The organism is Nocardioides sp. LS1, assembly GCF_003865225.1.
Lineage (GTDB): Bacteria > Actinomycetota > Actinomycetes > Propionibacteriales > Nocardioidaceae > Nocardioides > Nocardioides ginsengisegetis.
Map to the genome: position 1 here is coordinate 1,557,589 of NZ_BIFF01000002.1, position 20,134 is coordinate 1,577,722.

General features: G+C 72.2%; 17 protein-coding genes and 1 tRNA gene. 5 read left to right on the forward strand and 13 right to left on the reverse strand.

All coding sequences use genetic code 11. The features are described from left to right. From EJF31_RS12225 to EJF31_RS12235, 3 genes are all read right to left on the reverse strand, one after another. The gene (locus EJF31_RS12225) at nucleotides 1–1,266 is read right to left on the reverse strand and encodes a C39 family peptidase (protein ID WP_125037300.1); all 1,266 of its coding nucleotides are present in this window, start codon (nucleotides 1,264–1,266) and stop codon (nucleotides 1–3) included. A 234-nt stretch (nucleotides 1,267–1,500) separates the two neighbouring features. Continuing rightward, nucleotides 1,501–1,576: transfer RNA gene (locus EJF31_RS12230), tRNA-Gly, on the reverse strand. A gap of 48 nt (nucleotides 1,577–1,624) precedes the next feature. Then, nucleotides 1,625–2,404 carry an SGNH/GDSL hydrolase family protein gene (locus EJF31_RS12235; protein WP_125037301.1) on the reverse strand — a complete coding sequence of 260 codons (780 nt, stop codon included), beginning with the start codon at nucleotides 2,402–2,404 and terminating at the stop codon, nucleotides 1,625–1,627. A 60-nt stretch (nucleotides 2,405–2,464) separates the two neighbouring features. Between EJF31_RS12235 and dcd the strand changes: the two genes are divergently transcribed. Then, entirely contained in the window at nucleotides 2,465–3,040 is a 576-nt protein-coding gene (gene dcd, locus EJF31_RS12240) for a dCTP deaminase (RefSeq protein WP_125037302.1), read from the forward strand. Between the two features lie 76 nt (nucleotides 3,041–3,116). Here the strand turns inward: dcd and EJF31_RS21865 are convergent, their stop codons facing one another. From EJF31_RS21865 to EJF31_RS12255, 3 genes are all read right to left on the reverse strand, one after another. After that, a complete protein-coding gene (locus EJF31_RS21865) occupies nucleotides 3,117–3,269 on the reverse strand; it encodes a hypothetical protein (protein ID WP_185736226.1) in 153 nt (50 codons plus the stop codon). A 47-nt stretch (nucleotides 3,270–3,316) separates the two neighbouring features. Beyond that, nucleotides 3,317–4,141 (reverse strand): DUF4097 family beta strand repeat-containing protein, encoded by an 825-nt coding sequence (locus EJF31_RS12250; protein ID WP_125037304.1) that lies wholly within the window; start codon nucleotides 4,139–4,141, stop codon nucleotides 3,317–3,319. An 89-nt stretch (nucleotides 4,142–4,230) separates the two neighbouring features. After that, complete coding sequence (locus EJF31_RS12255) at nucleotides 4,231–4,776, reverse strand: pilus assembly protein HicB (RefSeq protein ID WP_260430801.1); 546 nt, start codon at nucleotides 4,774–4,776, stop codon at nucleotides 4,231–4,233. A gap of 142 nt (nucleotides 4,777–4,918) precedes the next feature. On the opposite strand from EJF31_RS12255, the gene EJF31_RS12260 reads away from it, so the two are divergent. After that, nucleotides 4,919–6,658, forward strand: a complete 1,740-nt coding sequence (locus EJF31_RS12260) for a sodium:solute symporter family protein (protein WP_125037306.1) — start codon at nucleotides 4,919–4,921, stop codon at nucleotides 6,656–6,658. Between the two features lie 13 nt (nucleotides 6,659–6,671). Further along, the gene (locus EJF31_RS12265; protein WP_125037307.1) at nucleotides 6,672–6,938 is read left to right on the forward strand and encodes a hypothetical protein; all 267 of its coding nucleotides are present in this window, start codon (nucleotides 6,672–6,674) and stop codon (nucleotides 6,936–6,938) included. 9 nt (nucleotides 6,939–6,947) lie between these two features. Here the strand turns inward: EJF31_RS12265 and EJF31_RS12270 are convergent, their stop codons facing one another. The 4 genes from EJF31_RS12270 to EJF31_RS12285 form a co-directional block, all read right to left on the reverse strand. Beyond that, nucleotides 6,948–8,258 carry a PASTA domain-containing protein gene (locus tag EJF31_RS12270; RefSeq protein ID WP_125037308.1) on the reverse strand — a complete coding sequence of 437 codons (1,311 nt, stop codon included), beginning with the start codon at nucleotides 8,256–8,258 and terminating at the stop codon, nucleotides 6,948–6,950. A gap of 105 nt (nucleotides 8,259–8,363) precedes the next feature. Beyond that, nucleotides 8,364–11,831 carry a (Fe-S)-binding protein gene (locus EJF31_RS12275; RefSeq protein WP_125037309.1) on the reverse strand — a complete coding sequence of 1,156 codons (3,468 nt, stop codon included), beginning with the start codon at nucleotides 11,829–11,831 and terminating at the stop codon, nucleotides 8,364–8,366. Between the two features lie 210 nt (nucleotides 11,832–12,041). Next, nucleotides 12,042–13,598, reverse strand: a complete 1,557-nt coding sequence (locus tag EJF31_RS12280) for a M4 family metallopeptidase (protein WP_125037310.1) — start codon at nucleotides 13,596–13,598, stop codon at nucleotides 12,042–12,044. Nucleotides 13,599–13,772: 174 nt separating this feature from the next. Continuing rightward, complete coding sequence (locus EJF31_RS12285) at nucleotides 13,773–16,229, reverse strand: hypothetical protein (RefSeq protein WP_125037311.1); 2,457 nt, start codon at nucleotides 16,227–16,229, stop codon at nucleotides 13,773–13,775. A gap of 145 nt (nucleotides 16,230–16,374) precedes the next feature. Here EJF31_RS12285 and EJF31_RS12290 point away from each other — a divergent pair, with 145 nt between their 5' ends. Further along, complete coding sequence (locus tag EJF31_RS12290) at nucleotides 16,375–17,133, forward strand: nucleotidyltransferase domain-containing protein (protein ID WP_125037312.1); 759 nt, start codon at nucleotides 16,375–16,377, stop codon at nucleotides 17,131–17,133. Here the strand turns inward: EJF31_RS12290 and EJF31_RS12295 are convergent. Beyond that, nucleotides 17,102–17,857 carry an IclR family transcriptional regulator gene (locus tag EJF31_RS12295; protein WP_125037313.1) on the reverse strand — a complete coding sequence of 252 codons (756 nt, stop codon included), beginning with the start codon at nucleotides 17,855–17,857 and terminating at the stop codon, nucleotides 17,102–17,104. The genes EJF31_RS12290 and EJF31_RS12295 overlap by 32 nt on opposite strands. 68 nt (nucleotides 17,858–17,925) lie before the next feature. Between EJF31_RS12295 and EJF31_RS12300 the strand changes: the two genes are divergently transcribed. Beyond that, nucleotides 17,926–18,495 (forward strand): VOC family protein, encoded by a 570-nt coding sequence (locus EJF31_RS12300; RefSeq protein ID WP_125037314.1) that lies wholly within the window; start codon nucleotides 17,926–17,928, stop codon nucleotides 18,493–18,495. Nucleotides 18,496–18,502: 7 nt separating this feature from the next. Here EJF31_RS12300 and EJF31_RS12305 read toward each other — a convergent pair whose 3' ends face one another. Both EJF31_RS12305 and EJF31_RS12310 read right to left on the reverse strand, forming a co-directional pair. Continuing rightward, nucleotides 18,503–18,874 carry a hypothetical protein gene (locus EJF31_RS12305; protein WP_125037315.1) on the reverse strand — a complete coding sequence of 124 codons (372 nt, stop codon included), beginning with the start codon at nucleotides 18,872–18,874 and terminating at the stop codon, nucleotides 18,503–18,505. A gap of 35 nt (nucleotides 18,875–18,909) precedes the next feature. Next, nucleotides 18,910–20,118, reverse strand: coding sequence for an MFS transporter (locus EJF31_RS12310; protein WP_125037316.1), 1,209 nt, complete (start codon nucleotides 20,116–20,118; stop codon nucleotides 18,910–18,912). Nucleotides 20,119–20,134: the final 16 nt, after the last annotated feature.

Here is a 20,134-nt window from a genome sequence, read left to right on the forward strand (position 1 = left end):
TCAGACGCCGATGTTGTGCTGGAAGTGGGCCTTGTTGGCGCGGTAGCTCTTGTACGCCGTCCGCCACTGGACGCGGCTGATGTAGGGCTCCGAGGGGTCGAAGCGCTGCTGGTTCCACGGCTCGAAGTAGCTGATCAGCGTGGGCTTGTCGCCCTTCTTGTCGTAGCCGCGGCCCACCTGGAAGTGCCCGGAGGCGTCGTCGTCGAGGTAGGGGTAGTACTTCTTCAGCAGGATCGGGTGGAGCACGAGCGGGGCGTGGTAGTCGACGATGTGGCGCATGGTCAGCAGCATCCACTGGTTGAAGGACCAGTCGCCGATGTCTAGCACGACGTAGGGCCCGGCGTGGTCCTTGCGGTCCCAGCCGGTGCTGTTGTTGACGACGCGGACCATGTCGCTGATGGCGGTGCCGCCGCTGGTGGTGTGGAGCTGATCGGCCCAGTAGGCCTGGCCCTTGTCGACGCCCTTCCAGCCCCAGGTGATCATCTGCATCGACGTCGGGCCGCACCAGTAGGTGCGGGTCTGCTCGGCCGTCTGCTTGGTGTCGAGGATGACCCGGCGCGCGGGGTAGTCCTTCTGGGTCTTGGGCTGCGGCTTCGAGGGGCTGGGGCTCGCGGTGGGGCTGGGTGACTTGCTCGGGCTGGGCGAGGACGACGCGCCCTTCGCCGCGACCGGCGCGTCGGCGCGGGCCTCGGGGTGCCGGGCCAGGAAGCCGGCGGGCAGCGGGACGCCCTCGATCTCGTGGCGGAGCAGCCACACCTTGGCCACCGAACGGGCGGCCTGGGTGAGCTCCTCGCGCTCGGCGGCGGCCCGAGCCGAGGGCGACAGCGCCGCGGCCCGGTCGAGGGTGGCCAGCACGTCGAGGTCGCCGGTGGTGGTGCCGGCGGCGGGCCGGGCGGCGATGGTGCGGGCCGCGACGGCCATCCGGGCCTGCACGGTGGTCGGGCTGCTCTCGGTCCAGCCCGAGTGCAGGCAGTAGGTCTGGCCCTGGAAATCGGCGCAGCGCACCAGCCCGCGCACGAGTGCGTCGGTGGTGGTCTTGCCGGAGATGCGGCCCAGCGTCCGGCCCTGGGCGACGACGCGGTCCACCTCGGCGCGCAGGTCGGCGGTCAGCGGGCCGTAGCCGGTCGCCTCGCCCGGCAGGGCGGCGTACTGCTGCTTCCCGGAGGGGCGCAGCGCGCCCTCGTTACCCCCGCCGCGCGGGATGAAGGGGGTGGCGGCGAGCAGGACGGCGAACGCGCCGATCGCGATCGTGCGGGGGCGGGGCATGGCGACGAACCTCGAGACCGGGGAAGGGGAGGGAGCCTCCCCACTGTCCCCGCTGACCTCACGAGTAGTCAAGCGCAACACCAGTCACAGAGGTCTCGCGGCAAATGGAGGAAGCCGCGGACCCAACGGGCCCGCGGCTTCGGTCTGGAGCGGATGACGAGACTCGAACTCGCGACATCGACGTTCGGGGGAGCGTCGCGCTCTGGAGCGCGACATTGGTGGGGGGAGAGGGACTGGAGCGGATGACGAGACTCGAACTCGCGACATCGACCTTGGGAAGGTCGCGCTCTACCAACTGAGCTACATCCGCACGCCGGTCGGGACCAGCGGGAGGATGCTACCCCACCTGAGGCGCGTTTCAGTCGAGGGTGGGACGGCCCAGGACGGGGTAGCGCGGGCTGACCCGGTCGCCCGAGGATCGCCCGGTCAGGCGGCGGTGCACCCAGGGCGCGGCCGACTCGCGGACCCAGGTCACGTGCTCGCGCAGCTGCTCGCCGCGGGGCGGTACGACCACCTCCGCGAGCGGGTGCGCCTCGAGGGCGTGCTCGATGCCGAGGACGTCGAGCACCTCCGTCGCCATCCGCTGGTGGCCGGCGGGGCCCATGTGCATGCGGTCGGCGTCCCAGTAGCGCCAGTCGCGGTACTCGCGCAGCCGCCAGAAGTCGACGACGTCGGCGCCGTGCCGGTCGGCGGCGGCACGGACGAGCTCGTTGTAGAGGGCGAACCGGCCGCGCATCGGCCGGTAGATCGCCGAGCCGCCGGGGTCGAAAGCGGTCCACACGAGCACCCGTGCCCCGGTCGCGGCCAGCCGGCCGATCGCGGCGTCGTAGCGGTCGACCAGCCCGTCGATGTCGACGCGCGGCCGGAGGATGTCGTTGGCGCCGGCGTAGATGGTGACCAGGTCGGGCTCGAGGGCGAGGGCCGGCTCGAGCTGCTCGGCCAGGATCCCGTCGAGCTTGCGGCCCCGGATCGCCAGGTTGGCGTAGCCGAAGTCGTCCGTGCGGCCCGCGAGCACCTCGGCCACCCGGTCGGCCCAGCCACGCAGGCCGTTGGGCCGCGTGGGGTCGGGGTCGCCGACGCCCTCGGTGAAGGAGTCGCCGAGGGCGACGTAGCGGTGGAACGGGGGAGCGGTCGACATGCTGTTCATTCTCGGGTCTCGGCGGGCTCGGCCACCGAGGGGGTCGGCTAGGGTGCGACCGTGCTGCTGTCAGACCGCGACATCCTGGCCCAGATCGACGCCGGACGGATCGCGATGGACCCGTGGGAACCCGACATGCTGCAGCCGTCGTCGATCGACGTCCGGCTCGACCGGTTCTTCCGCGTCTTCGAGAACCACCGCTACCCGCACATCGACCCCGCCGTCGACCAGTCCGACCTGACGCGCGAGGTCGAGCCGGAGGGTGACGAGCCGTTCATCCTGCACCCGGGCGAGTTCGTGCTGGGATCGACGTACGAGGTCGTGACGCTGCCCGCCGACATCGCCGCCCGGGTCGAGGGCAAGTCGTCGCTGGGGCGCCTCGGGCTGCTCACCCACGCCACCGCCGGCTTCGTGGACCCCGGCTTCTCCGGGCACGTCACGCTCGAGCTCGCCAACGTGGCGACGCTGCCGATCAAGCTCTACCCGGGGATGAAGATCGGCCAGTTCTGCTTCTTCCAGCTCACCTCGCCGAGCGAGCACCCCTACGGCTCGGCGAAGTACGGCTCGCGCTACCAGGGCCAGCGTGGCCCGACGCCGTCGCGCTCGTTCCAGAACTTCCACCGCACCTCCATCTGACGCCACCGGGTCGTGCTGCTGACGGTGCGCCCCGGCGCACTCCCAGCAGCACGACCCGGTGGCGGGGGTGCGGTGCTCAGTTGTCGATGCGGTCGGCGAACCGGCGCAGCCGCTGGGCGACCCTGTGGCGCGGGGCGACGGACGGGATGCGCGGGCCCGCGGCGCGGGCGACCCGCTCGGCGATCTGGTGGCGAGCCTCGGTCTCGATGAGGAGGTGGGTGTCGTTCATGGCGGTCTCCTGGGTTCACTGGCGGGTGGTGGGCGTGGACGGGTGGGTCAGACCTCGGTCAGGACGATGTCGCCGCTGACGGTCTTGGCGCGGACCTCGACGTGGTCGGCGCCCTCGGCGGGCTCCCCGGCCCCGCGCAGGTTGCTGCGGATCGACCCCGAGACGGTGGAGATGTCGGTCCAGACGGGTACGCCGGCGGGGATGCCGACGTGGACGTCGCTGGAGGCGCCCTTGGCGGTGAAGCGGCCCCGGTGGGCGGTGCCGACCAGGAGGTCGCCGCTGCCGCTGGTGAGGGTGACGTCGTCCTGGGCGTCGACGATCTTGAGGTCGCCGGACCCGGTCTTCACCACGGCCGGGCCGTTGGCGGTGCCGATCTCGACGTCGCCGGAGCCGGTCGAGACCGAGACGGCGGACGTGGCGTGGCCGACGCTGATGTCGCCCGAGCCGCTCTTGGCCCGCAGCTCGCCGAGCGCCTCGGCGACACGGACGTCGCCGGAGCCGGTCTCGACGGTGGCGGGGCCGCCCAGGGTGTCGAGCTGCACCTCGCCGGAGCCGCTCTTGACCCGGGCGGTGCCGACCCGACCCTCGACGGCGATGTCGGCGCTGCCGGTCTTGACGGCCAGGTCGCTGTCGGTGGGCAGCGTGACGCGTACGTCGATCCGGGCGTCACCGCTCAGGAAGCCGGTGCGCTGGTGCGGGGCGACGACGCTGATCTCGTCGCCGTCCTGACGGACCTCGACGGAGTCGGCGTCCCGTCCGGTGACGGAGACGAGGGTCTCGGTGGTGTCGGTGGCGGTGATCGTCACGGAGCCCTTGCCGACCTCGACGTACAGGGCGGTGGGGCGGAGGGTCTCGAAGTGGTGCTCGGGCATGTCTGCTCCTGGGTGTGCTGGTCCGCGGGACCAGCCTGGAGGCTGGTCCCCGGTGGGGGCTTGAGTGGGTTTGCTGGGGTGGTCCGGGCTCAGATCCAGCCGGTCATGCGGCGGTTGCCGCGGTTCTTGCCGGAGAACGGGTCGTTGCCGCCGCCGAAGAACGGGATGCTCGAGAGGTCGATGTCGACGTTGATCGCGCCCTCGCGGGTGGCGGCCCGGACGACGTTGACCAGCCAGGTGTTGAGGGAGTGGCCGGACCGGGCCGCGAGCTCCTCCGCCTTGGTCTTGACCGACTCGGGCATCCGGAGGGTGATCCGGGCGACGCCGCCCTCCTCCTCCATCTCCTCGGCGGAGGGGGGCGCCGGCGGGGCCGGCGGGGCGGGGGCGGCCAGCGGCGCGCTCTGCACGACGAAGTCGAGCTCGCGGCCGTTGAGCCGCACGTCGACGCCGCCGCTCGGCATCTCGGCCGTGATCTCGGCCGCCGCCTGGGAGACGGCCTCCATCAGGGCCAGCCGGGCCGACGGGTCGAGGGCGAAGGTGAGGCGCTCGGCGGCCTGGCGGGTCTCCGGGCCGGCGGCCTCCGCGGCGGCGACGAGGTCCCGGCGGAGGCTGTCGATGTACGGCGTGATGTCCATGTGCGTCATCCTGACATCACCGTGATGTCACGTCAAGCATTTCTGACGTCAACTTTGACGTCACGTGCTGGCGGGGTGACGTCAACGGCGCGGCGGGTCTACGGTGGGCAGGCTGTCACCACGGATTCTGGAAGGGCCGCACATGGCTTTCTCGGGCATCACGGCACTCGCGAGCGACACGCTCATCGATGCGAGTCCCGTCGACTACCTCATCGTCTTCATCTACTTCGCGTTCGTGCTCGCCATCGGCTGGATGGCCAGTCGCCGCGTCTCGGACTCCCTCGACTTCTTCCTGTCGGGGCGCTCGCTGCCCGCCTGGGTGACCGGCCTGGCCTTCATCTCCGCCAACCTCGGCGCGGTCGAGATCATGGGCATGTCGGCCAACGGGGCGGAGTTCGGCCTGCCCACGGTCCACTACTTCTGGATCGGCGCGATCCCGGCGATGCTCTTCCTCGGCGTCGTGATGATGCCGTTCTACTACGGCTCGAAGGTCCGGTCGGTGCCGGAGTTCATGCTGCGCCGGTTCGGCCCGGGCGCCCACCTGGTCAACTCGATCTCGTTCGCCGTGGCGCAGCTGCTGATCGCGGGCGTGAACCTCTACCTGCTCGGCAGCATCGTGCACGCCCTGCTCGGCTGGCCGCTCCCGGTCGCCCTGCTCGTCGCGGCGCTGATCGTGCTCTCCTACATCACCCTCGGCGGCCTCAAGGCCGCGATCTACAACGAGGTGCTCCAGTTCTTCGTCATCGTGGCCTCGCTGGCCCCGCTGACGTTCATCGGCCTGCACAAGGTCGGCGGCTGGAGCGGGCTCATGGACAAGGTGGCCCCCGAGAAGGGTGGCGCCACCGTCGACCAGCAGCTCAACTCCTGGCCGGGCCAGGCCCTGTCCGGCTTCGACTCCCCGGTCGTCTCGGTGATCGGCATCGTCTTCGGCCTCGGCTTCGTGCTGTCCTTCGGCTACTGGACGACCAACTTCGTCGAGGTCCAGCGCGCGATGGCCTCCGACTCGATCTCCTCGGCCCGCAAGACGCCGGTGATCGGCGCCTTCCCGAAGATGTTCGTCCCGTTCATCACGATCGTGCCCGGCATGATCGCGGCCGTCCTGGTCTCGGAGATGGCCAAGCTCAAGGCCGGCGGCACGGTCCCCGGCGGGTCCTCCGGGGACGGCGTGACCTACAACGACGCGCTGCTCTTCCTGATGCGCGACGTGCTGCCCAACGGCCTGCTCGGCCTGGCCATCACCGGCCTGCTGGCGGCCTTCATGGCCGGCATGGCGGCCAACATCTCGGCGTTCAACACCGTCTTCAGCTACGACCTGTGGGGCGACTACGTCGTCAAGGGCCGCGAGGACGGCTACTACCTGCGGATCGGTCGCTACGCGACCGTGGCGGCGACGGTGGTCGCGATCTTCACGGCCTCGCTGGCCGCGAACTTCTCCAACATCATGACCTACCTCCAGACGCTGTTCGGGTTCTTCAACGCCCCGCTCTTCGCGACGTTCATCCTCGGCATGTTCTGGAAGCGGATGACCTCCACGGCCGGCTGGGTCGGGCTCGTGTCCGGCACGCTGTCGGCGGTGGCGGTCGCCTTCCTGTCCGAGGACGCCTTCGGGTCGGCGTCGACCGGCGTGATCCCCGTGAGCGGCCAGGGCGCGGCGTTCCTCGCCGCATCGACCGCCTTCGTCGTCGACGTGGCGCTCAGCATCGCGGTCTCGATGGTGACCCAGCCCAAGCCCGCCTCCGAGCTGGTCGGCCTGGTCTACTCCGAGACCCCGGTCGAGCAGCGCACCGACGAGCACGAGGCGTCGTACCCGTGGTTCCGTCGCACCGTCCCGCTCGCCGGCCTCGCCCTCGGCATGGTCATCGTCCTGAACGCCCTGTTCTGAAGGAGGCTCTCCCATGGCTAGTGACAAGAAGACCGCGGGCGCGCTCGACGTCCGCAACATCATCGGCTCGCTGCTCACGATCTACGGCGTGATCCTGCTCGGCATGGGTCTCTTCGGCGACACCGAGACCGACAAGACCGGCGGCATCAACGCCAACCTCTGGGCCGGGCTGATCCTGCTCGCGACCGGCGTGGGCTTCCTGGCGTGGGCGCGGCTCAAGCCGGTCGTCGTCCCCGACCAGGTGGAGCGCGACGACACGGCTCCCCACATGGGCGGCTGACGGCGCTCGTCAGGGGTGGGCGACGTCCCGCGCGCCCTGCGGCGCCGGGCTGCGTACGACGACCGCGTCGATCGCTCCCCGGCGCGTGTAGAGGTCGACGGAGAACGGGCACCCCCCGGCCTCGGTCGCCATCACCAGGGCGAGCTCGAGTGCGGGGCGTCGGCCCACTGTCTCGGGCCGTCGCACCCCGCACGCGTTGGCCGGCGGGACACCGGTCGTCACGGTGAGCTGGGGCACGGCGTAGCTGCGGCCGTCCAGCTCCACCCGTCGGGTCGCGGCCGTGACCCGGTCGAGGACCGCCGCCCACGCAGGCCCGCGGAAGAGGACCTCCTGGTCGCTCAGGCGCGTGACCGGCGCGCCGTCGAGGAAGACCCGGACCGTCGGGGCGAAGCCCGGCTGGGCGGTGGCCCGTCCGGCGGCGAAGTCGAGGAACTCCCAGGCCCGGGTGCGCTCGCCGAAGTGGACCTCGCAGGCTGGGCCCGAGGGGGACGCGGTCAGCAGGGTCACCACGTCGTGGCGTCGGACGAGGGTGCCGGTCGTCGGGTCGGTGCCGAGGACCCGGTCGGCCGGCTCGCAGGCGGGGGAGTCGGCGAGCCGCACGGTCAGCCCCCGCGCCTCGAGCATCGACGCCGCCTCGTCGGTCGACAGGCCGAACACCGAGGGGACCTGGTCGGCGCCGAGCTTCTCGGGCGGGTCGGGAGGCAGTGACCTGGCCGGGGCGCCGTCCGGCTGGAGCAGTGTCGCGAGGCCCACGACGGCCGCGAGCGCAGCCACCGCGACGAGCACGCCGCGGAGACGCCGCGCCGGCGCAGCGGCCACGGGTCGTGGGGGGTCGACCGCGATGGTCTCGCCGGCGAGGCCGAGCACCTGGGCGGCCTCGTCGCTGTCCGCCGCGGGCAGGGCGCCCAGCACGGCGCGGGCCAGGCCCGGCACCTCGCGAGAGCGCACGGACAGCGCGGCCGCGGCGTCACGCGCCCGGAGCCGCGAGAAGTAGAGGAGGACCGCTGCATCGCGCAGACCCGCCGGGAGTGCGGCCACCGCCTCGCGTGCCGCCAGCGACTCCTCGGACACGACCCGGTAGGCGTCGAGGGTGTCCTCGACCGCGGCGTCGCCCGGGTCGACCTCGCGGTCGGCGCGGAGCCGGTCGACGAGGGCCTGCAGCACCACCGGGTCGGGGTCGTCGTGACGCGCGACCTGGCGGGCTGAGTGGTCGAGGGCGTCGGCCACCAGCGCGTGCGCCCGGGCGGAGGATCGGCCCATCAGCACCGCGGTGCGCACGAGCATCGCGTGCCGCGCGTCGACGTACGTCTGGACGTCCATGGCCCTCCTGTCGCCGCCACGCTATGCCTCCCCCGGAAATGACGAACGTGGCGGATCCGGCGCACCAGGTGCGCCGGATCCGCCACGTCGGCGGTCCTGCGGCTCTCAGAGGTCGAAGAGCGATCCGGCCTCGTCGATGGCCACGTCGGTCTTCGGCTCGTGGGCCTCGCCGCTGCTGGCCGGCTTCGGCTTCTCCGGCTCGGCTTCGGGCTCGGGCTCGGGCTCCGCTGCTGCCTCGGGCTCGGGCTCCGGCTCGGGCTCCGGCTCGGCCTCCGGCTCGGACTCGGCGTCCTCGCTCGCGCCGCTGGCGGCGGCGGTCGCGGCGGCGCTGATCGCGGCGCCGGGGCTGAGGTCGCCCTCCGGCTCGGTGTCCGGCTCGGGCTCGGGCTCCGCGGCGGCCTCCGGCTCGGGCTCGGGCTCCGCAGCGGCCTCCGGCTCGGGCTGGGCCTCGACGGGCTCGGCCTTGGTCGGGGCGGCGGCGGGCTCGGGCGCCTCGATGTCGAACAGCGAGCCGCCCTCGGGGATCTCGCTGGACGGCGTCGCGGCCGGCGCGGCGGGGGCCTTCGGCTCCTCCGTCGCCTTCGACTCGGATTCGGGCTTCGACTCCGACTCCGGCTCGGGCTCGGGCTCGGGCTCGGGCTCCGGCTCGGGCTCCGGCTCGGGCTCCGGCTCGGGCTCGGCCTTCGCCTCGGTGGGCTCCGGCTTGGCAGGAGCCGGAGCGGGCTCGGGGGCCTCGAGGTCGAAGAGCGAACCGCCCTCCGGGATCTCGGTCGCGGGTGCGGCAGCCGGGGCACTGGACGTCGCCGCAGGCTTCGCCTCCTCCGTGGTCTTCGACTCGGGCTCGGGCTCGGGAGCGGCCTCCGGCTCCGGCTCCTTCGTGGCCTCGGCCGGCTCCTCGGCGGGGGCCTCGAGGTCGAAGAGCGACCCGGACCCCAGGTCCGCCTCCGCGGCCGGCTTGGCCTCGGGTGCGGCCGTGGTCTCCGCAGCCGCGGGCTCCGGGGTCTCGGCCTCGGCCTCGGTCTCGGCCTCGGGGGCATCCTTCTCGGCGGGAGCGTCGGGGGTGTCGAGGTCGAACAGCGAGCCGCCGGACGATGCGGGCTGGGCCGCCTTCGCCTCGTCCGCGACGGGCTTCTCCGCATCGGCGGTGGCCGGCTTGTCCTCGGCCGGCGCCTCCGCGGCGTCCTCGGCGGGGGTGTCGAAGAGCGACGAGCCGCCGCTGGCCTTGGCCGCGGGTCCCGCGTCGGCCGTCTCGGTGACGGTCTCCTCGGTCTGGGTCGCGTCGCCTGCCTCGGGCTCGGCCTTGGTCGCCTCGTCCTCGGTCTCGGCAGGCTCGACCACCGAAGCGGGCTCGGCCTTCTTCGCGGCGGGGGCCGGGGCCTCGCCGGGCTTGGCCTTGGTGGCGACCTCGCCCTTGACCGAGGCGAGCAGCATCTGCGCGACGTCGAGGACCTCGACCTCCTCGCGCGCCTCGCCCTTGGCCTGCTGGGCGGTCAGCCCGTCGGAGAGCATCACGCGGCAGAACGGGCAGCCCACCGCGATCTGGTCGGCACCGGTGCCGACGGCCTCGACGGTGCGGTTGACGTTGATCCGCTCGCCGATGTTCTCCTCCATCCACATGCGGGCACCACCGGCGCCGCAGCAGAAGGACTTCTCGGAGTTGCGCTCCATCTCGACGAACTCGGCGCCGGGCAGGACCTGGAGCAGCTCGCGCGGCGGCGTGTAGACGCCGTTGTGGCGGCCGATGTAGCAGGGGTCGTGGTAGGTGATCGAGCGCTTGTGGGCGCCCTCACCGCTGGTGACCGGGGTCAGCTTGCCCTCGCGCACGAGCCGGTTGAGCAGCTGCGTGTGGTGCACGACCTCGAGCTCGACGCCGAACTCCTTGTACTCGTTCTTGAGCGTGTTGAAGCAGTGGGCGCAGGTCGAGACGACCTTCTTGACCTTGTACTCCTTGAACGTCTCGACGTTCTGCTGGGCCAGGCCCTGGAAGACGAACTCGTTGCCGGCGCGGCGGGCCGGGTCGCCGGTGCAGGTCTCGCCGTTGCCCAGGACGCCGAAGGAGACGCCCGCGATGTCGAGCAGCTCGGCCACCGCGCGCGTGGTCTTCTTCGCCCGGTCCTCGTAGGCGCCGGCGCAGCCGACCCAGAACAGCCAGTCGACCTCGTCCAGCGACTCGATGGTCTCGCCGACGACCTTCACCTCGAAGTCGAGGCCCTTGGCCCAGTCCATGCGCGCCGAGGGCGACATGTTCCACGGGTTGCCCTTGTTCTCCAGGCCCTTGAAGAGGCCGTTGAGCTCGGCGGGGAAGTTGGACTCGACCAGGATCGCGTAGCGGCGCATGTCGACGATGTGGTCGACGTGCTCGATGTCGACGGGGCACTGCTGGACGCAGGCGCCGCACGAGGTGCAGGACCACAGCACGTCGGGGTCGATCACGCCGTACATCGACTCGTCACCGATGAGCGGCCGCTCGACCTCCTGGGTCAGGGTGTCGTTGCCCTCGAGGAGCGCGGGTCGCGCGTCCTCGTCGGCCTGGAGGTACGGCGCCTTCGCGTAGGCGTGGTCGCGCAGCGCGGTGATGAGGAGCTTGGGGGAGAGCGGCTTCTCGGTGTTCCAGGCCGGGCACTGCGACTGGCAGCGGCCGCACTCGGTGCACGAGGTGAAGTCGAGGATGCCCTTCCAACTGAAGTCCTCGACCGAGCCGACGCCGAGCACGGAGTCCTCGTCGAGGTCGTCGATGTCGTCGAGGGTGATCGCCTTGCCGGCCGAGGTCAGCGGCTTGAGGCCACCCAGGGCGGTGGTCGCGCCGTCGGTGTCGCGGCCCGCGGACTCGCGCTTGAACCAGATGTTGAAGAAGGCCAGGAAGCGGTGCCAGGCGACACCCATCGTGAGGTTGACCGAGATCGTGATCATCCAGATGAAGGAGATGAGGATCTTCAGCATCGACACGAAGTAGATCGCGTTCTTCAGCGAGCCCTCGGACATGCCGGAGAAGGCCTCGCCCAGCCAGAACGTCAGCGGGTAGTGGAACGCGGTCGAGTCGCTCTCGAGGGCGTACTCCAGGCCGCGCAGGGTGACGATGCAGAGGCCGACGCCGAGGATGACCGACTCGACGAAGTAGGCCTGCCACATGGTCGAGCCGTAGAAGCGGCCGTCGGTGCCGCGGGTGCGCTCCTTGGGCCGGGAGACGCGGTAGCCGATGAAGGCGCAGATCGCCACGATCATCACGAGCGTCACGAACTCGGTGAGCCACTCCCAGAGGAAGAAGTGGCCGATCAGCGGCAGCGCGAACTCGGCGTGGAAGAGCTGGCCGAACGCCGTGACGAGGGTGAAGAACAGCAGCCCGAAGCCGATGAAGATGAACCAGTGGCCCGCGCCGACCCAGTGCCACTGGAGCATCCGGGTGTGGAGCAGCGACTCCTTCAGCAGGGTCACGGTGCGCTTGCCGGGGTTGTCGCTGCGCGACGCCGGCTGCCCGACCTTGATGACCCCGATCATCGAGCGGATCGCCCGCACGAAGAAGACGACGCCGACGACGGCGATCGCGAGGGAGACGACAATGGCGAAGATCTGCATGGGACTACTGCTCCTCGTCGGGGCGGGCACGCCGGTCCGGCACGCGTGTCGCGAGCCTAGGGCTGCCACGGGTTCTGCGTCAGCGGTGGACCTCTGTGAGACAGATCCTACCGGCAGGTAACTTCGCGTGGCACGCCGCGTTCGTCACCCGGGAACGCCGACGGCGGCCGGCCCCCGAGGACCGGCCGCCGTCAGCGGTGCTGGGGCGGTTCAGTTGACCGAGACCGCCGACCAGGCAGCCTTGACCGCCGCGACCTGGGTCGAGGTGGCGCCGTACAGGTCCGTGGCCGCGTTGACGTTCGCGACGCGGGCACCGGCGTAGTTGGTGTTGGAGGTCATGTAGACCGTCAGGGCGCGGTACCAGATCTTGGCGGCGGCGTCGCGACCGATGCCGGTGATCGTGGAGCCGTTGCAGGTCGGGCTGTTGTAGGCGATGCCGTTGATCGTCTTCGCGCCGCTGCCCTCGGACAGCAGGTAGAAGTAGTGGTTGGCGGGACCCGAGGAGTAGTGCACGTCGACGCGCTTGGTCGCGGTGCTCCAGCAGTCCTGGCTGCCGCCGTCCATCGACGGCTTGTCCATGCGGCGGATGTAGTTGGTCGCCGGGTTGTAGGCGCGGTAGATCTGCTCGCCGATGACGTAGTCGGGGGTGTCCCCGGCCATGTTGGCGTACCACTCGACCATGGTGCCGAAGATGTCGGAGTTGGCCTCGTTCAGGCCGCCCGACTCACCGCGGTAGGTCAGGCCGGCGGTGCGGCTCGTGACGCCGTGGCTCATCTCGTGGCCGGCCACGTCCAGCGCGACCAGCGGGTAGGTCGTCGCGTCGCCGTCGCCGTAGCGCATGCAGAAGCACGAGTCGCTCCACGACGCGTTGACGTAGGCGCCGTCGTGGACGAAGGAGCGTGCGCCCTTGCCGTCGTTGGCGATGCCGTTGCGGCCGTAGGTGTTCTTGTAGAAGTCCCAGGTCTTCGCGATGCCGTAGTGCGCGTCCACGCCGGCGGTCTGGGCGCTGCTCGTGGAGCCGTTGCCCCAGACATTGTCGGCGTCGGTGAACAGCGGGGTGCTGGTGCCGTAGGGGCCGTTGTACGTCGCGGTGCCGCCGCGGCTGGCGTCGACCATCGTGTACTGGCCGCCCGTGAGGGTCGTCTCCAGCGGCACGGTGCCGGTGAACAGGCCGGTGCCGGTGCCGGTGTCCTCGAGGACCGAGGGCCAGCTGGCCAGGACGCCGCCCTTGCGGGCGTCGACGAAGACGTACTCGCCGGCGGGGGAGCCGTCGGCGTTGCGACCGGTGACGTCGACGCGCCAGGCCAGCGCCGGGGCGCGGTGCGCCGCGAGGACGACCAGCTCCGGGCTGGACTTGCGGCCGGCGAAGTCGACCGCGTGGGCCGCCTTGGTCGCGGCGCGCTGGGCCGAGACGGTGGGCGTGGTCGCGAGGTGGAGCCCCTGCGTGAGCTTGGAGCCGCTGACGGACTCGAAGCGGCCCCCCTGCGCCTGGTGGACCACGAAGTCACCGCCGACGACCTCGAGGCCGCGGAAGGTGCGGGTGAAGCGGACGTGGCTGCCGCCGTCCTTGTCGAGGACGGTGTCCTTGACCCGGAGGTCCTGGCCGCGGCCGACCCCGGCGTACTGCTCGGCGTTGCTGCGGGCCGAGGCGATGCTGTCGCCACGGACGTCGTGGGTGGTGTCGGCTGCCTGAGAATTGCCTGCCGTCGCGACCAGGGCTGCGGAGACGCAGCCGAGGGCGAGGGCAGAAGCCAGCGTGGGCTTCATGCACGAGCTCCCTGGGGGTGTGGTGGGGGCGCCGGAGATGTTGCGGTCCGACTGGGGGGTGAGCGGATTCCATCCGGACCTCACCCCCGCCACAAGAGGAACTGGCGTGCAGGAACATGCAGTGCACAAAGGTGAGGCAGCGGCACCCCTCTCCGCTCACCCGATGGGGTGTGGTCAGCCCACCCGCCGCAGCGCGGTCACCTCACCCGCCCGGTCGAACGTCACCTGCATGCGTACGTCGTCGTCCTGGCCGGTCCGGGCGCAGAACGTGTAGTGGTCGCCGAGCCGGGTGAACGGCTGGCCGACGGCCTCCATGACGGCGCGGGTCGACATGCCGTCGTGGATGCGGCCCTCGACGACGCGCACCGGCTGGCGCAGCTCGGGGTTGCGGCAGGAGTCCGGAGCGATGCCCGTGGCCCGCTCCCACATCTGCAGGTAGGCCTCCGCGCCGCGGGACATGTCCTCGAGGATGGCCGCGCCGTCACCCGGCTTGCTGGCGTCGGCGACCTTGGTCAGGTCCTGGATCCAGTCGGGGTAGAGGCCGTACTGCGCGACGCCGTCGGCGTTGATGTCGTAGACCCGCTTGCCTGCGTGCTGCTGCCGGACGGTCACGCCGCCCATCCCGGTGAAGGGGTAGGTGACCGGGTTGGCGACGTCGGTCCCGCGCGGGTTGCCCTGGGCGCCGAGGCCGTTCATGTCCGCGCCGTAGCCGATGCCCCAGTAGTAGCGCTTGTCCGCCCAGCCGACGTGCGCGCGCCACTTGTCCACGAAGCCGGTGGAGTCGCCGGCGTACGGCGTGATGAAGCCGCCCGCCTTGTAGATCCGCGGGTAGGCGTCCGGGGTGGACCAGGAGTGCGACGACACGATGCCGGGGTACTTCATGGCCTCGATCTCGTCGAGTGCCGAGTTGCGGGCCTTCACGCTCATGTGGTCGGGGTCGAAGATCATGTGGCGCTGGGCGAGGGCCTTGATGGTGTGCTCGCCGAGCGTGGTCAGGCCGCGGCTGTTGCAGTGGTCCGGCGGCGGGTAGATCGGCAGCGCGCCCAGGTTGAGCGACCCGAACAGCTCGCCCACGGCCCCGAACAGCGCGTCCTGCTGGCCGGCCGAGATGTCCGGCGCGGCGACCTGGTTGTGGTCGTGGGCCTCGGGGTCGGCGGGCTCGCAGTGCTGCATGTCCCAGTAGGAGCCGGTCTCCATGAAGTTGGCGGAGTTCACGACCGCGCCGACCTCGCCGTTGTCACCGGCGATGCCGGACAGCGCGTTGTCGAACTTGTTGACCAGCTCCATCTGGCGCACGCCCATGGCACGGACCTGGTCGAGCTGCTTGTCGATGGAGGCGATGTCGCAGGCCGGGACGTCGCCACCGGGCAGGTGCTTGTAGGTGCACCCGAACGGGCGGCTCGTCTCGATGCCCATGATCACCGCCATCTTCCCGGCGTTGATGACCTTGCGAGCCTGGAAGGGGTTGGTGACGATCCGGTAGAAGCCCTTGCCGGGACCACCGAACTGGGCGTCGATGTAGTCCTGCATCTTGTACATGTCCTTCGCCTGGAGGCGGATGGAGTCCATGTCGTCGCAGGAGTTGTGCTTGATCGGGTAGATCTGGCACAGCTGGTTGTTCTCGACCAGCAGGTTGACGAAGATGCGCTGGCCGCCGCGCCACGAGCGCTCCAGCCAGCGGTAGTAGGTGCCCTCGTGGGTCAGCGACTCCGGCGCCGGCCAGTCCTTGAACGTCGGCCAGCCGATCGGGTCGTGGCTGGGCCGACCGGACAGGGCCGCCTCGAGCACCGAGCCGTAGCCGCCGGTGTAGGTGTGGTCGGGGCAGTCGACCAGGGCGTACGGCGCGCCGTACTTGTCCCAGGGCTTGCCGCAGTGGACGTCGCCGCCGAGGAACTCGAAGGCCATGCCGTGGGTGTGCGCGTCGACGTACCCCCGCACCTCCTGGTACGGCGTGACGCCCGCGGTCGGGTCGCCGTCGATGTCGATCTGCGCCTCCGGGTAGGCCGTGCAGCCGGTGGTGCGGGTCAGCAGGAAGTCGGACGTGCCGCCCTGCTTCAGCGTGGTCTGGCCGCTGGTGAAGGTGATCCGGTCACCGTGCTGGACGGCCTTCCACTCGGTGTCCGTGCTGGGCGCGTCGGCCTTGCCGCCGGCGGCGCTCACGAACTTCCGCGCCTTGTCGTAGAGGAGGTAGGTGCCGAGCTTCGTCGGCTTGAAGAAGAGCGGCTCACCGCCGGGGGTGAGGGTGTAGCAGCCGTTGGCCATCGCGTAGCGGGTCTCCGGGTGGAGGGCGCGCGGCGCCATGACCGGCGTGGTCGTCAGCCGGGGGTCGGCGGTCTGCCGCTCGGCCGCGACGTAGGCCGCGTTGGCCTTCTTCTCCGCGGCGGTCGTCGGGTCCTGCGTCTCCGGACCCGTGTCGCTCGCGCGGGAGAGGGAGTTCTTGGTGGTGGGGTCGTTGTGGTTGTGCGGCGCGGCCCCCGGCGGGTCGGTGTGCGGCAGCGCCTCGAGCACGGCCGCCTTGGTCGCGTCGTACTTCGCGAGGAGGGTCCCGCCGCGGCTCCCGTAGGAGGGGATCGCGACGGCCGACGCCACCAGGACGGCGGCGAGGGTGCCCGACCAGAGGAGTCGGCGCACGGGCCGTCGATCGGGGTGCTGGGGGGAGTTTCGGCGCACGGTGGTTCCTTCCCGCGTGGCTGCGTGGACCGTTCAACGAGCGGGGGACCGCGACGTCACCCTCGCGAAGGTGGCACGCGTCGCCGGCGCTGTCTAGGTTGCTCCGGTGACGTCCCGCGAGCACGCCCTCGAGTCCGCACGCCGCCTGGTGGCCGAGCGCTTCCCCGAGGCGACCGCGGCCTGGCTGTCCGGCAGCGTGGTGCTGGGCGGCGCGACGTCGACGTCGGACCTCGACATCACCGTGCTGCAGGCGTCGGGCGGTGCCCACCGCGAGTCCTTGCAGTACGACGGGTGGCCGGTCGAGCTGTTCGTGCACACCCCCGACTCGGTCCGGCACTACGTCGCCCAGGACCGCGACCGGCGCCGGCCGACCATGGCGCGGCTCGTCTCCGGCGGCGAGATGCTCCTGGACGTCGACGGGTCGGGGGCGGCCCTGGTCGCGGAGTGCACCGCCGCGGTCGCGGCGGGGCCGCCCGCGCTGGAGGGATCCGCGCTCGAGCTGGCCCGCTACATGCTCACCGACCTGCTCGACGACCTCGTCGGCGGCGGCCCGCCCGCGATCATGGCCGCGGTGGCGGTGGAGGTGTGGCGCGAGGCGACCGAGCTGCTGCTGGCGGTCGAGGGCCGGTGGTCGGGCACCGGCAAGTGGCTGGTCCGCGAGCTCGAGGCGCACGACGACGCCGCGGGATCGACGTACGCCCCGCGACTGCTGGCCGCCCTGCGGGCCGCACTGGACGGCGACCCGGGTCCGCTGGTCGTCGTGGCCGACGAGGTCCTCGACCTGGCCGGCGGACGCCTGTGGGCGGGCTTCCGGCTCGGCGGTGAGGCGCCGGTCAGTCCGGCGTCCCCCCGATCCGGCGGGTGAGGCCGGCGGCGGTGCGCCGCACGTGCCCGACCATCCGGGCCGGCTCGCCGTCGGCGACGGGGTAGGTCACCGCGACCCCGGCGACGGGGTGCCCGTTGTGGTCGAGCACCGCGGCGGCGACGCTGGCGAGACCCGGCGTGACCTCGCCGTCCTCGGTCGCATAGCCGCGCTGCCGGGTCTCCGACAGCAGCGTGCGCAGGCTGCTGAGCGTGCGGGGGCCGAGCCCGTGCCGGTCCACGAAGTCCCGCGGCGAGGAGTAGAGCGCCCGCACCTGCGGGGCGGGCAGCGCGGCCAGGATCGCCCGGCCGCTGGCCGTGAGCTGGGCCGGGAGCCGCACCCCCACGTCGGTGACGAGCGGCGGCCGTCCGGGCGCACGCTCCTCCAGGACGTAGAGGACGTCGCGGCCGTGCAGCACCGCGAGGTGCGCGGACTGGTGGACCCGGTCGACGAGGTCGGCGAGCGGCCGGCGGGCGATCCGCTGGAGCGGCTCCTGCCGGGCGTAGCCGCTGCCCACCTCGAAGGCCGCGAGCCCGAGGCCGTAGCGGTGCTCCTCGACCAGGTGCACGACGAAGCCCTCCTCGACCATGGCGCGCAGCAGGTGGTACGCCGTGGAGCGCGGCAGGTCGCAGGCCCGCATGATCCGGTCCAGGGGCACAGGGTCGGGCTGGCTGGCCAGGAACCGGAGGACCCTCAAGGTGCGGGTCGCGGCGGGCACCTGGCTCATGGGCCCGAGGCTAGTGCCCGCGCCGTGCCCTCCGGGTGGGTCCGGGCCGAGCGTCCTAGGGTGAGGCCGTGTACTTCGAGAACGTCGTCTTCGACGCCACCGATCCGCAGACCACCGGCCGGGCCTGGGAGGCCGAGCTCGGCACCGAGACGCTGACCGACGAGGAGGCGGGGTTCGAGACCCGCCTCGCGGTGCCCGGCGGTCCCGAGCTGGACCTGTGCTTCCAGCGGGTGCCGGACGAGCCGACGGGGACACCCCGGCTCCACCTCGACGTCCGGGACGGGGAGCTCACGGCGCTGCGGCTGGAGTCTGCCGACCCCGCGCGGGACCTGGCCTTCTGGGAGTGGCTGACCGGCTGGACGCCGGTCGCGGGCAGCGAGGTGCGCGGTCTCCGGCACCCGTCCGGCCGCGGGCCGGTGCTCGCGCTGGTGCCGGAGGAGCAGCCCAAGACGGACGCCAAGAACCCGACCCACCTCGACCTGCGGCTGGAGTCGGACGACGACGCCGAGGCGGTCGCGAGCGGGATCGCGGACCGGGGCGGGCGCGAGCTCCACTTCGCGTGGGGAGACCTGCCCTGGCGCCACTTCGCCGACCCGTCCGGCAACGAGTTCTGCGTGCTGGCTGCCCGGAAGGGCTAGCGAGCGACTAGCTCGTGGCGCCCGGCCGGTAGTCGTCGGCGCGGTGGTCGACGTCGGGGTCGACACGGTCGGCGGTCCGGAGGACGTCCTCCTGGCGCGCCTCCTCCACATGCCGGCCGAGGCGGGCCTCGGCGGCGGCGCGCTCGGCGCGCTCGGCCTCGGCGCGGGCGAGCTCGGCACGCGCCTCGGCCTCCTGCGCCTGCTGCTCCGACTCGGCGACGGCCGTGCCGTGGGTCCCGACCGCTTCGATGCGGAGCTGCTCGGCGGCGGCGCGGTCCTGCTCGGCGCGGCGCTTGCGGTTCATGACCGCGACGGCCGCCAGGGCGATGCCCAGCACGACGACGAGCAGGACGACGATGATGACGGTGGTGGTCGACATGCCTGCGTCGTACCCGATCCCGGCCGGCTCACGCCTCAGGAGAGCTCGCGCTCGGCCGCGACCGGCACCAGCGGCAGCGCCGCGAGGGCGAAGAGAGCGCCCAGGGCGAAGGTGGCGGAGTAGCCGAACGCCGCGACGGCCAGCCCCGCCAGCGGGGGTACGGCGCTCGCCGCGAGGAACTGCGCGGTGTTCTGGATGCCCAGCGCCCGGCCCGACCAGAACGGGCCGGCCCGTTCCGCGACCGCGGTGAAGGCGAGCCCGTTGTCGGCCACCGTGAGGACGGTCGCCAGCACCATCAGGGCGACGGCCACGGCCCAGCCGGCCCCGGCCGCCAGGCCCAGCAGCGCCATGGTGGTGCCGGCCGCGGCGGCCACCCAGCGCAGCGGACGCATCCGGCTGCCGACCACGTCGGAGAGGTGTCCGGCGGCGATCCGGCCGACGGCCCCGGCCAGCTGGGAGGCGGCCACGACCGAGCCGGCCCCGGCAGCCGACCAGTGCCGGTCCTGCACCAGCCAGACCAGCGCGAACGTCCACACCAGGAACTGCGGGACCACGAGCAGGACCGAGACGCCGTGGATGCGGGTGAGGTAGCCGTCGCGACGGTAGGGGTTGGGAGCGATGCCGGCGGCGGCCTCGGGCCGCGGCGGGTCCACCACGACCAGGGCCACGACCACCGTGGCGAGGCCGCACGCGACGGTCGGCACCCACAGGGCCGCCTGGACGCCGTGACCGTCGGCGACCACGGCCATCGACAGCGCGGCCACGCCGACCCCGACGGGCTGGGCCATCTGCCGCACGCCCATGGCGAGCCCGCGCCGTCCGGCCGGGAACCAGCCGACCACGACCCGCCCGCTGGCGGCGTTGGTGCTGGCCGCGCTGGCACCGGCGAGCAGGAGGGTGAGCACCAGCAGAGGCAGCCGGTCGGTCAGCGTGCTGGCCACGCCGGCGAGGGTGGTCAGCGCCAGGCCGGAGACGAGCACGAAGCGCTCACCTCGCAGGTCGGACACGAGCCCCCACGCCACCAGGGCCAGCATCACGCCGACCGTGGGCGCTGCCGCCACGAGTCCGGCCTCGGCCAGGCTCAGGCCGAGCCGGGCGTGCAGCACCGGGATCAGGAACGCGGGGCCGTGCACCATCACCGCGGCCGCCGCCTGGGCGAGCGTGCTCGCGCCGAGCATCGACCAGCGCCGCGCGGTCCCGACGTCCGGCACCCGACGCGCCACGGTGTCCCTCGTGGTGGTCATGCCACCCAGTCAACGC